The 12575-nt window shown below is 42.3% G+C and carries 10 protein-coding genes; 4 read left to right on the top strand and 6 right to left on the bottom strand.

Annotation, left to right across the window (positions count from 1 at the left end; translation table 11 throughout):
* Positions 1–39: 39 nt before the first annotated feature.
* Together BK049_RS17790 and BK049_RS17785 are read left to right on the top strand one after the other, a co-directional pair.
* Positions 40–1773, top strand: coding sequence for an ABC transporter ATP-binding protein (locus BK049_RS17790; RefSeq protein WP_071169082.1), 1734 nt, complete (start codon positions 40–42; stop codon positions 1771–1773).
* Positions 1770–3599 (top strand): ABC transporter ATP-binding protein, encoded by a 1830-nt coding sequence (locus BK049_RS17785; RefSeq protein ID WP_008357304.1) that lies wholly within the window; start codon positions 1770–1772, stop codon positions 3597–3599. The genes BK049_RS17790 and BK049_RS17785 overlap by 4 nt, the downstream gene beginning before the upstream one ends.
* 148 nt (positions 3600–3747) lie before the next feature.
* Here the strand turns inward: BK049_RS17785 and BK049_RS19905 are convergent, their stop codons facing one another.
* The 5 genes from BK049_RS19905 to proC form a co-directional block, all read right to left on the bottom strand.
* A complete protein-coding gene (locus tag BK049_RS19905) occupies positions 3748–4098 on the bottom strand; it encodes a GNAT family N-acetyltransferase (protein WP_244887404.1) in 351 nt (116 codons plus the stop codon).
* Positions 4071–4304, bottom strand: coding sequence for a hypothetical protein (locus tag BK049_RS19900; RefSeq protein ID WP_244887358.1), 234 nt, complete (start codon positions 4302–4304; stop codon positions 4071–4073). The genes BK049_RS19905 and BK049_RS19900 overlap by 28 nt, the downstream gene beginning before the upstream one ends.
* Before the next feature lie 84 nt (positions 4305–4388).
* On the bottom strand, positions 4389–5657 hold the full coding sequence (locus BK049_RS17775; protein ID WP_071169081.1) for a glutamate-5-semialdehyde dehydrogenase: 1269 nt from the start codon (positions 5655–5657) through the stop codon (positions 4389–4391).
* An 18-nt stretch (positions 5658–5675) separates the two neighbouring features.
* A complete protein-coding gene (proB, locus tag BK049_RS17770) occupies positions 5676–6794 on the bottom strand; it encodes a glutamate 5-kinase (protein ID WP_071169080.1) in 1119 nt (372 codons plus the stop codon).
* A 27-nt stretch (positions 6795–6821) separates the two neighbouring features.
* Positions 6822–7619, bottom strand: a complete 798-nt coding sequence (proC, locus tag BK049_RS17765; protein WP_008357313.1) for a pyrroline-5-carboxylate reductase — start codon at positions 7617–7619, stop codon at positions 6822–6824.
* A 471-nt stretch (positions 7620–8090) separates the two neighbouring features.
* Here proC and BK049_RS17760 point away from each other — a divergent pair, with 471 nt between their 5' ends.
* Together BK049_RS17760 and BK049_RS17755 are read left to right on the top strand one after the other, a co-directional pair.
* Positions 8091–9287: a cytochrome P450 gene (locus tag BK049_RS17760; protein WP_071169079.1), complete on the top strand. Its 1197-nt coding sequence runs from the start codon at positions 8091–8093 to the stop codon at positions 9285–9287.
* Between the two features lie 117 nt (positions 9288–9404).
* Complete coding sequence (locus tag BK049_RS17755; RefSeq protein ID WP_071169078.1) at positions 9405–11447, top strand: molybdopterin oxidoreductase family protein; 2043 nt, start codon at positions 9405–9407, stop codon at positions 11445–11447.
* A gap of 623 nt (positions 11448–12070) precedes the next feature.
* Here the strand turns inward: BK049_RS17755 and csaA are convergent.
* The gene (csaA, locus tag BK049_RS17750) at positions 12071–12403 is read right to left on the bottom strand and encodes a chaperone CsaA (protein ID WP_008357318.1); all 333 of its coding nucleotides are present in this window, start codon (positions 12401–12403) and stop codon (positions 12071–12073) included.
* Positions 12404–12575: the final 172 nt, after the last annotated feature.

Genomic DNA, 12575 nt, shown 5'->3' with positions numbered 1-12575 from the left:
GTTACAAAGCAACAGATTATATGGAAGAAAGGTAATTTTATGAAATCAATTTTATCATTTTTAAAGCCCTATCGGCTATCCGTTGTATCCATTGTCATCCTGACCTTTTTAAGCAGTATGCTCCAGCTGTATTTACCGACTTTGACAGCAGATATCGTAGATGTTGGGATCGTCCAAGGAGATATCGCTTATATATGGAAGGTTGGCGGCTGGATGGTGGCTTGTTCTTTTCTTGCCATCCTGCTTACGATTTGGAAGTCCTACCTGTCATCAAAGACTGCACTTGGCTTCGGACGTGATATGAGAAGACAGCTGTTTGTGCATGTCGAACAATTTTCACTAGAAGAATTTCAAAAGATTGGGACGTCTTCCTTTATTACAAGATCAACAAATGATGTGAAACAAGTTCAAGATGTAACGATCATGATCCTACAAATGATGACAAGAGCACCTCTTATGCTCGTTGGCGGAATTATTTTGGCTGTGTCTCGAGATGCTGTGTTATCTCTTATCTTTTTAGCAGCCCTTCCCCTTCTTGGCGGGTTTATCTATTTGGTTTCAAGAAAAGCCATCCCGCTATTCGGACAGCTTCAGAAAAAAACAGACAGGCTGAATTTAATTATGAGAGAGTCTCTTTCAGGCATCCGGGTGATTCGTGCGTTTAACCGCGTTGATGATGAAAAGGAGCGTTTTCAAGAAGCCAATACATCATATAAAGATACTGGCCTTAGGGTCAATCGTTTAATGGCATACTTGTTTCCGTTTATGCTGATCATCATGAACTTCACGAATATCGGCATTGTCTGGATTGGCGCAAACCGTATTGATGCGGGACAAATGGAAGTCGGAAATCTTATCGCTTTCATTCAATATGCGATGATGATTTTAATGGCACTCATTATGCTGTCGATGAGCTTTATTATGGTCCCAAGAGCTCAGGCATCCGCTAAACGAATGAATGAAGTGTTAAACATGGAACCGAAGATTACAGACAAAAAATCGTCAGTGACTGACGTTCAACAACCTGCGCAAGCTATTCGGTTTGAGAATGTTTCATTTTATTACTCGAATGCTGAAAAACCAGCCGTTCAAGACATTACGTTTGAAGCCAAAACTGGCGAAACGACAGCGATTATTGGCAGTACGGGTTCTGGGAAAACAACCCTTCTTCAGCTGATGACGCGTTTTTATGAAGCGACAGAAGGACGGATTACACTAGATGGTGTAGATATTAGGGAACTGCCTCAGGAGAAACTAAGAAGTCAGATGGGCTATGTCTCTCAAAAAGCCGTTTTATTCAGCGGAACCATTGCCGATAATGTGCGCTTTGGCCGTCACGATGCGACTGATGAAGACATTTGGCAGGCGCTGCGAACGGCACAGGCCGAAGAATTTGTGCTGCAAAAAGACGGCGGCATTCATGCAGAGATTGACCAAGGCGGTTCAAACCTATCTGGCGGTCAAAAGCAGCGGCTGTCTATTGCAAGAGCACTTGTAAGAAAACCCTCATTCTATCTGTTTGACGATAGCTTCTCTGCCCTTGATTACAAAACCGATGCAAAACTTCGGGCATCACTAGAAGCTGAAAAGGAGCACGCAGCCTTGATTATTGTCGCTCAAAGAATCAGCACAGTGAAACATAGCGATAAAATCATTGTGTTAGATGAAGGAAAGATTGCAGGCATTGGAACACATGAACAATTACTTAAGGATAACCTTGTATATCAAGAGATTGTCGCATCACAGGAAGGTCAGGAGGTGGAGCAAAGATGAGTAAAAAAATGTCTTCTGGAATGGGACATAAAGGCGGTCATCCAAAGGGACCGGTCGTAAAACCGAAGGAATTTAAAAAAACACTTCTTCGTTTGATTGGCTATTTAAAACCGAGGAAATTTCAACTGATCATTGTATTGATTGCAGCGATCGGTTCAACCGTCTTTAATGTCATTAGTCCAAAATTACTCGGGGATGCCACCTCTTCCCTCTTTGAAAGCTTTACACAAGGAACAGGCGTTCAATACGATGTCATTTCACGCATTTTATTGCTGCTTGTCTTATTATATGTCGTTGCCTCTCTCTTTTCATTCGTTCAGCAATATGTGATGGCTGGTGTCTCACAGCAGACGATTGCTGAATTAAGGCAAGAAGCAAATGATAAGCTCACACGTCTGCCCCTTCGTTATTTTGATAAAACAACACACGGGGACACGTTGAGCCGTGTAATGAACGATATTGATAATATTAATACATCTCTACAGCAGGCACTCACCCAGGTGATCACATCTGTGATTACGGTCATCGGGATTGTCCTTATGATGCTTTTCATCAGCCCGTTACTCACCTTGCTAGTATGTTTGACACTGCCGCTTAGTCTGTTTGCGATTCGAGGCATCACATCATTTTCGCAAAAGCATTTTAAGGCGCAGCAAAAAGAGCTGGGAATGATCAATGGACATATTAATGAAATGTTCACAGGACATCAGACGGTTCGTGCGTATGGCTATGAAAAGAAAGCCATTGATACATTTGATCAATTAAACGAACAGCTGTATGAATCTTCAAGAAAAGCGCAGTTTATTTCTGGTTTAATGATGCCAATGATGACCTTTATCGGGAACCTTGGCTATGTGGCGGTTAGTGTAGCCGGCGGGATTCTTGTCATTAACGGAAATATTCGTGTTGGGGATGTGCAGGCATTTATCCAATACACGCAGCAAATGTCGCAGCCGCTTGTGCAAGCATCAAGTGTTGCAAACTTAGTTCAATCTGCCATCGCTTCTGCTGAAAGGGTCTTTGACATTTTGGATGAGGAAGAAGAACATGCGGAAGAGGATGCAGCGATTGATCTTGAAGCACTTTCAGGGGATGTAACCTTTGAACAAGTTCACTTCGGATATGAAAAAGATCATCCGGTGATTCAAGGTTTGAATTTACACGTACAAGAGGGACAAACGGTTGCCATTGTAGGGCCAACAGGTGCTGGAAAAACAACGATCATTAATTTGTTAATGCGCTTTTATGAACTAGATCAAGGGTCCATTCGCATTGGCGGTGTAAAAACGACCGATCTCAGCCGCCGGCAAGTACGTGACTTATTTGCGATGGTTCTTCAAGATACATGGCTTTTTGAAGGCACGATATATGACAATATTGCATATGGCAGGCAGCATGTTTCTAAAGACGATGTCATAAAAGCCGCTAAACATGCCTATGCCGATGATTTCATCCGGACGCTTCCAGATGGATACGACACCATATTAACAGAAGATGCCGGCAACCTTTCGCAAGGCCAGCGTCAGCTGTTAACAATCGCCCGCGCAATTTTATCTGATCCAAAAATTTTGATATTAGATGAAGCGACAAGCAGTGTCGATACGCGGACAGAGATGCATATTCAAAAGGCGATGAATGAATTAATGAAAGGCAGAACGAGCTTTGTCATTGCACACAGACTTTCGACGATTAAGGATGCCGATCTCATTTTAGTCATGAAAGATGGTACCATTATTGAAAAAGGAACGCACAGTGAGCTTTTGAAAGAAAATGGCTTTTATGCTGATCTGTATATGAGTCAATTTGCCGAGCATCAAGTCGGTTAAAAACAAAAAAGAGGATTGACACGCATTTCCCCATCTGTCGATCCTCTTTTTTTATGTCAGAATCCTGACCTCTTTCTTGTTTACAGATGAAAGAATGGAGCAAATACTCTTTAAATATACCTTCAATTCCTCTGCCTATCGAGTTGTTCTAAATGACTTGTGGCCGTTCATCAGTGGACAAAATAGCAAACAAATCATGATCTTTCCACTCTCCATTGATCTTTACATTTTGTCTAGACAGACCTTCTTTTTGAAAGCCAGATTTTTCAAGAACTCGTATGGAGCCGAGATGATGAGGCTGAACACCGGCCTCAATTCTGTGAAGATCCAGTACTTGAAATGCCTCATCCAGCATGAGTGCAATGGCTGTAGTCGTGTAGCCTTTTCCATTTTGTTTTTGATCAAGGCCATATCCAAGCCAGGCACTTTGAAGGACGTTTCTGACAACACCAGACAGTGTCATCGTTCCGATTAGCTGATTCGATTCACGGTGAAAAATTCCTTTTGCATACGTTTCGGCTTTGTTGCGGCCTTGCTGACAGGTCTGAATTCGTTTAATTGTTCGGAGATGGTGTAAAATTTCTCCTGCCTAAGTGGAGTAATTGGCTGAAAGAACGCACGATGTTCATATTCAAGTGTTGTCAGTGCTTCAACATCGCTCTCTATGAGGTCTCTTAAACAGATGGATAAGTAGTTCGCCTCCATGTCATTCCCCTTTCTTGTCTATCTCCTCAGCATTCACTAAAAAACACTACCCCATAAGAAAGGTAGTGTTTTTAGCATTCGTTCTCAGTTTCTAATTTGACCATCACCAGATAGAAGCAGCTTTGTTGTTGTGAGTGCAGGAAGTCCCATTGGTCCTCTTGCATGCAACTTTTGAGTAGAGATGCCAATTTCAGCCCCATATCCGAGTGCGCCGCCATCTGTAAAGCGAGTGGATGCGTTATGATAAACAGCGGCCGCATCGACTTCGTTTAGAAACGTCAGTGCGTTTTTTTCATCCTCTGTTACGATGGCCTCTGAATGTTTTGTGCCGTACTGATCAATATGGCAAATTGCGTCCTCAATAGAATCAACGACTTTCACCGCAAGATCAAGACTTAAATACTCATCTGTAAAGTCCACTTCTTCAGCAGGAACCGCATTTGAAAAGAAGGCTTGTGCTTCTTGATCGCCATGTACTGTCACATGATGCTGAAGCAGTGCTTCATTCAATTTAGCTCCATTCTCTTTCAGCCAATCGCGATGAACGATCAAGGTCTCAAGTGCATTACAAACAGCTGGGCGATTCGTTTTCGCATTGATCACAATCTCAATGGCTTTCTTCAAGTTCGCTGTTTGATCAATAAAGACATGGCAGTTCCCTGTTCCTGTTTCAAGGACTGGAATGGTGGATTCTTCCACAACTGTTTGAATTAATGACGCACCGCCTCGCGGAATCAGGACATCGATCCATTCCTTTAAGTGGAACATCGCTTGAACCGATGAGCGGTCTGTTTGTTCGATAAACTGTACCGCATCACGAGGAATATTTGTTTCATCCAAGGCTTCATGAATGACGCTTACGATCGCTTTGTTGGAAGAAATAGCGGAGGAACCGCCTTTTAAAATCACTGAGTTGCCTGCTTTTAAAGCAAGTCCTGCTGCATCGACAGTGACATTCGGTCTCGCTTCATAGATCATACCGATCACGCCGAGCGGTACTCTTCGGCTTTTCACATGTAAGCCATTTTCAAGAGTCCATTCATCCAATATTTCTCCAACAGGATCTGTTAATCTCGTCACAAGCCGCAAACTTTCAGCAAACTCATGAATTCTTTTTTCATTTAACATTAAACGATCCATTAAGGCATCTGAGAAGCCCTTTTCTTTTCCTGCATCTAAATCCTTTTGATTTTCCTGTAAAATGAAGCTGCTTTTCTGTTCTAATGCTTCTGCTATTTTAAGCAACGCCTCATTCTTTTCCTCTGTTTGAAGTAACCCTAGTTTTTTTGATACGTGCTTTGCTTTTTTCGCTTTTTCTTTGACCGATGTGACAACTTCAGCTGTCAGTGTCATGAAATTCCTCCCTTATGGTTAGCAAACTGGTATTGATAAATCTAAATGACAAACAAATGCTTCAAGATCGACGACATGCACCACTTCATCTTGTAACAAATCACTGCTCAGTGCGAGTTCGTCAGACGCATAATTGACAATGCCGAGCCCAATTTCTCTTCTATCTTGATCTAAAATACGGACAACATCGCCTTTTTTAAACGAACCTTTTACCTCGACAATGCCATCAGAATCAAGGCTTTTCTCGCGGTGCATGAGGTGCTCCTCTGTTTTCTCTTGAACCACGATCTCACCTTTTGGTCCAGAATGAAAAGCAATCCACTGCTTCTTATAATTCAGCGGAGCTAGGTTTTTATCAGCTGTAAAATAAGTGCCGTCCTCTGTCCCATTGATTGCTTTATCTAAAATGTGCGGCGTATCCGCTTTTCCTAAAAAGCCGTTGATACCTGCTGCCATTGAAATTTTAAAGGCGTCGAGCTTCGATTTCATTCCGCCTGTGCCAACGCTGCTTCCGGCATCTCCAGCAGCTGCTTCGATGTCTTCTGTAATTTCTGTGACTTCAAGAATTCTCTTTGCATTTGGGTTTGTATGAGGATTATCTTCATACAAGCCGTCAATATCAGATAAAATAGCAAGGAAATCCGCATCAATCAGTCCAGCTACTTTTGCAGACAATGTATCATTATCTCCGAACTTCAAGCGATTGATTGTCACGGTATCATTTTCATTGATAATGGGGATGATGCCCCGATCTAATAATACATTCATCGTATTTCGCACATTTTGATACCGGGTTTCATCTGAAAAATCGCTTCTTGTAATTAAGAGCTGTGAAGCAATATAGCCGTGCGATAAAAATAATGTAGAATATGATTCCATTAAAAGTCCCTGACCTATTGAGGCAGACGCCTGTTTTTCTGGCAGTGTTTTGGGTCTATCAATAAATCCTAGCTTTCGGTAACCTGCTGCAACTGCACCAGAAGAAACCAAAATGACTTCGTGTCCTTCATCTTTGAGTTTGACAATTTGATTCACGAGATTTTCTAGTTTTTTTAAACTGATCTCCCCTTGAAAGCTAGTAAGAGAGCTGCTTCCGATTTTGACAACAATTCGTTTTCTCTCTTTATCTGAGTACACCTTATCACTCCTGTTTTGAGGCTCTATTTATATCGTTACTTTTTGTTTTTGCTGTTCGCTTATCTCTTTTGATCGATTGGCGGCATGTTTGACGGCCTGCTTCATGGCTTCTCCTCCGCCGAAATGATCTAATGCATTTAGTCCTGCAGCAGTTGTTCCATTTGGTGACGTAATTTTTTCTCTAAGGACAGAAGGGTTTTCAGCTGTTTCTTGGAGCATCTTCGCTGCACCAAGAAGTGTCTGTGTCCCGATTTGGCGAGACATTTCTTTTGATAAACCGGCTTCTTCTCCCGCTTCTTCGATTCTTTCCATTAAGAAATAAAAGTAGGCTGGCCCGCTTCCGGCAATTCCTGTAAAAATGTCCATTTGCTCTTCCTGAATGGTATAGACTTCTCCCATTTCAGATAGAAGAGCCTGACTCATGCTCACATCTTCACTTTTTACATAACGTCCAGCAGATAATGCCGTTGCTGATGCCCCGATGGTACTTGACGTATTTGGCATCACCCTCATGACAGGCTGGCCTTCATGCAGCATGTCTTCAATATACGATGATTTCACTCCTGCAAGTACAGACAGGATGAGCTGATCTCTCTGAATATGGGGTTTTAATGATTCAAGTGCTGTTTCAGCATCCTTCGGCTTCATTGCCAGGATCAACATATCCATTTCTTCAAAAGGAAATGAATCCATTGTGGCTGTTTGGATTCCGTAGCGCTTCGTTAATTCATTTAATCGCTGCTTATTTTGCCTGTTTGTTGCGTAAATATGGCCTAACGGCATCTGTTCTGATCGCACAATACCTGCAATCATTCCTTCCGCCATCGAACCTGCTCCAATGAAAGCAACTTTCTTTTGATCAATGATATTGATCCTCTCCCTTGTTCGCTTTTTGTTCGTGTTTTTCGCACGTTAGTTATCGTAACATGATGAGAAATCGTGTCAAGAAAGAGCCGGCGCTTTTCAAAAGTCCCGAATGCACGCTGAACAGCTTGCTGTATGTATGTCAGCTCTGTTTTTCCGAATCAGTAATTTAGATCAAAAGAACTATACGTATTTGAATCAAAGTACCCTTTCGTTCGACTGAATTCACCATTTTATTTTTGGTTTCGGTGACTTCAATTCTATTTTTAAGAAAGCGTTATCATTTTTATTGACTGTCTCATTTCCTATGCGATGAATGGGTAAGAATCTTTCGATTAGACTATTGACATATTTTAGAAAACATGTCCGTTGAAATGCGCTTTTCGTGATGATACCGTGAAAGGGAAATCAAGCGAAAAAGGAGTGTTCATAATGAAAGTGAAAAAAAACTATGTCAATGTCATTCCAATGAAAGAAATCCGTTCCACTGATGACCTTCTTTTCCCATTCCCTATCTACAATGAATTACGATCGCAAGGTGATATTCGATACGATGAAAGAAGAAAGTGCTGGGATCTCTTTCGGTATGCGGACATTCAGTCCGTTTTGAAGCACCCAAAAGTGTTTTCATCACAGCGGGGCAGAAGCACATCTAAAACGAGTATTTTAACAATGGACCCTCCAAAACATACAAAAATGAGAGCACTCGTCAATAAAGCATTCACGCCAAAAGCGATCAAACAATTAGAAGATCAGATTAAAGACCTGACACATGATTTATTAAATCAAGTAAAGGATCAACGTACCTTTGATCTTGTTCAGGACCTAGCAGCTCCCCTGCCTGTCATGATCATCGCCGAGCTTCTTGGTGCAGAGGTGGAAGACCGAGAGCTGATTAAGAAACATTCAGATGCCCTTGTTGCAGGAGCAAAGGATGATTCAAAAGAAGCCATTCAAGCCGTTGTAGAGATGCAAAAACAAGCAGAAGAAGAACTGTCAGAGTACTTTGCGCATTTGATCCAAAAGCGGAAAGAAACGCCTGCCGATGATTTAATCTCCCTTCTCATCCAAGCGGAAATTGATGGGGAACATTTAACAGAAAATGAGCTGCTTGGCTTTTGTATTCTCTTACTCGTTGCTGGTAATGAGACGACGACGAATTTAATCACAAATGCAGTACGACTGCTAACAGAGCAGCCGCACATTGCAGAATCAGTCCGGCAAGATCCCTCTCTCATTCCTCAATTGACAGAGGAAACACTGCGCTATTATCCACCTGTACAAGCGATTGGGAGAATTGCAGCAGAGGATGTTGAGATCGCAGGTTCACACATTAAAAAAGGAGACTATCTCATCAACTGGGTTGCCTCTGCGAACCGCGATGAACGGAAATTTGAAGATCCAGATACGTTTCGTCTTGACCGGAAATCCAATCCGCATATGAGTTTTGGTTTTGGTATTCATTTTTGTCTTGGTGCACCTCTCGCCCGGCTTGAGAGTCATATTGCACTTGAGATTTTACTCAATACATTTCAAGAGATCACCTGTGCGGCAGATAAGCTGAAACCCATTCAAAGCACGTTTGTTTTTGGGGTAAAAGAATTTCCTGTACAGGTCACCCGTTTTTAAAAGTCCCTTTGATATGGGGCTTTTTTCATCAGCTTATTCTTACCTTCCTGCTCCGAACATGCTAAAATAAAGTCCATATCAACGTGATCACGGAATTCGGAAAGGAAGCCAAAACTTATGACCGATTATACAGCTATGAAAGACGGAATATTCAAATCAGTTTGTTCGTTAGATTGTCCTGATCAATGCGGTCTTTTAATACATAAAGAAAATGGAAAGATCGTCAAAGTTCAAGGAGATCCAGACCATCCAGTCACTCAAGGAAACATATGCAATAAAGTGCGGAATGTCACAGCCCGCTTATATGATGAAAAACGGCTGACAACGCCATTAAAACGTGTAGGTAAAAAAGGGGACGGGCAGTTTGCACCGATTACGTGGAAAGAAGCCATTGAAACCATCCGGCAAAAATGGACAAAGCTGATCGAAGAAAAAGGTCCGGAAAGCATTTTGCCTTACAGCTTCTATGGGAATATGGGCAATCTCAATGCTGAGGGAATGGACCGCCGCTTTTTCTATCGTCTTGGCTCAAGTCAGCTAGACCGAACGATCTGTCAGTCAGCAGGAACCACTGGCTATAAATATACAATGGGCGCAAGCATCGGGACCGATCCAGAAGACACCATTCATACGAAACTATTTATTTTTTGGGGCATCAATGCCGTGTCGACCAATATGCATCAAATCACCTTGGCACAAAAAGCGAGAAAGCAAGGAGCAAAGATTGTCGTCATCGATGTTCACAAAAACCAAACTGGTCGAATGGCTGATTGGTTCATTCCGCTTCGCCCTGGCACTGACAGTGCGCTGGCTCTAGGGATCATGCATATCCTTTTTGCAGAAAATCGCACAGATCATTCATTTTTAGAAACTTACACGGTCGGCCACAATGAACTTCGCGAGCATGTAAAGCAGTATGATCCAAAAACCGTTGAACAGATCACAGGTGTCCCTAAAGAAGACATCATCACACTTGCGAGAATGTATGCAGAGACATCGCCATCTCTCATTCGTATTGGAAATGGACTTCAGCATCATGATAATGGCGGGATGAGTATAAGAACCATCTCCTGCCTCCCTGCCTTGACGGGGCAATGGCTGCATAAAGGCGGCGGTGCGATGAAATCGAACTCTTCTTTTCTCAGTTATAATGAAACAGCTCTTCAGCGGCCGGATCTATTAAAAGGCCGTACACCTAGATCATTTAATATGAATCAGCTAGGTAGCGTGCTGACCAGCGCAGAGCCTTCCATTGATTCTCTTTTTGTCTACTCATGCAACCCAGCTGTTGTCACACCTGAAGCGAATAAAGTAAGAGAAGGTTTGCTGAGAGAAGACCTATTTACGGTGGTTCATGATCTATTCATGACAGAGACAGCGGCTTATGCAGATATTGTACTGCCAGCGACATCTGCCTTTGAAAATGAGGATTTCTATACTTCATACTGGCATCATTATATTCAAATTCAAGAGCCAGTCATTGAACGCTATGGAGAAAGCAAATCAAACACGGAAGTATTTCGTCTATTAGCTCAGGCCATGGGCTTTGAAGATGAAGCGTTTCGCGAGACAGATGCTGAACTGATGGAACAAGCCCTTCATCATCCAGAAAATCCGCATTATGCAGATATTTCATATCAGGCGCTGAAAGAGAAAAAATGGATCAAAGCAAAACGTGGATCTTTCGAGGAATTAAAGCTCCCTACCCCAAGCGGGAAAATTGAGCTTTACTCTGAACAAATGAAAAAAGATGGATATCCAGCACTTCCAACCTATGTACCACTTTATCAGGAAAGTGATTATCCGCTGACGTTTATACCGGGACCAAATCATAATTTTCTAAATTCCACCTTCTCTCTTCACGAAAAGCATCAAAAGCTTGAAAAATTTCCGAAGCTTCATATGAATGAACAAGATGCAAAAGAGAGACAGATTGAAGATGGTGACATGGTACGTGTGCTCAATGATCGAGGAGAATGTGAACTTGTCGTGTCAGTCGGTCAAAATGTGTTACCTGGCGTTGTGGTCAGTCAAGGATTATGGGCAGATCAGAAAGGCAAAAAACATTTGGTAAATGGTCTCACACCTGATCGTTTGGCAGATATGGGCGGTGGAGCGACGTTCTTTTCTGGCAGAGTTGAGGTTGAAAAATTATCATAAATAAAGCCAACAGCCTCGCGGACTGATCCCCGTTTTTAAGACTGGGATCAACACCACTTTATAAAACAGCCGGTTACCGAAGCTCTTTCGGTGACTGATTGTTTTATATCGCTTCTTTTCATTTGTTGCAAAAATGAAGCTGAACCTATTTCCCTTTCGGCTTATCCCGCATACGCGAGCCACTCATTCATATCCTGTCATGTTTCTTTATATCAGAATATACATAAGCGCTTCTATTCTTCCAAAATAAAAGAGAAATCAATTAATGGTTGCATTTAGGCTGGTCCCATGCTATATTAATCAAGCGATGAGCTGAATTGTGTAAGCCGGGTAACACGTCTCTTTGAGACACACACGAATGTGGCGTGTGGTTATTCCGCCTCAATACGCAAAAGACATCTTCTGTTGAAGATGTCTCAGATTGTTGACAAAGGGCTAAAATGAACTTGATTTTAGCCCTTTGTCTTCTTTTCAGCGTGACATGAAAACCTTTGCAGTCTAGGAAGGACGAGTACCGGCGCGGAGCGAATTTAACATTCGTGAGCACCGGCACGCAGGACTGACAAAGAATGCGAGGGTTTGTCTACACGCTGAGACATCTTCTGTTGAAGATGTCTTTTTTCTTACCCTATTTTTGTTCCATTTGCAACCGGCTCATCTGCGGTAAGCAAGACCACGTCTTCTTTCGACGGCATGCCTCCTAAGACTAGCACTTCAGATTTAAACCCAGCAATTCTTCTTGGCGGGAAATTGACGACTGCCACAATTTGTTTCCCGGTGAGATTCTCAGCAGTATAACGTTTTGTGAGCTGAGCGCTGGATTGTTTGATCCCAATCTCATCGCCAAAATCAATCTTTAGTTTCAAAGCAGGTACTCTTGCTTCTGCAAAGAATTCTGCTTCTAATATCGTCCCAACACGAATGTCTAAAGCCAAAAACTGTTCAATATCTGCCATATGAACCTCTCCTTTTCATTGATCCATTCTTCTGTTAGCTGCCCTTGTATCTCTCGCTGATTTCTCCATTGTAGCACAGTCACCTCTTTGAAAAGGAAGGGGAAAAATCCGCAGTCGCCTTTTAGTTTACATAATAAAGTTATCGTGATCTATTAAATGTTTGCATCCTGAA

Origin of the sequence: Bacillus xiamenensis (assembly GCF_001857925.1) — a bacterium.
Classification (GTDB): domain Bacteria; phylum Bacillota; class Bacilli; order Bacillales; family Bacillaceae; genus Bacillus; species Bacillus xiamenensis.
Note: the sequence above shows the minus strand (reverse complement) of the source record. Positions and strands in the feature narration are given on the sequence as shown.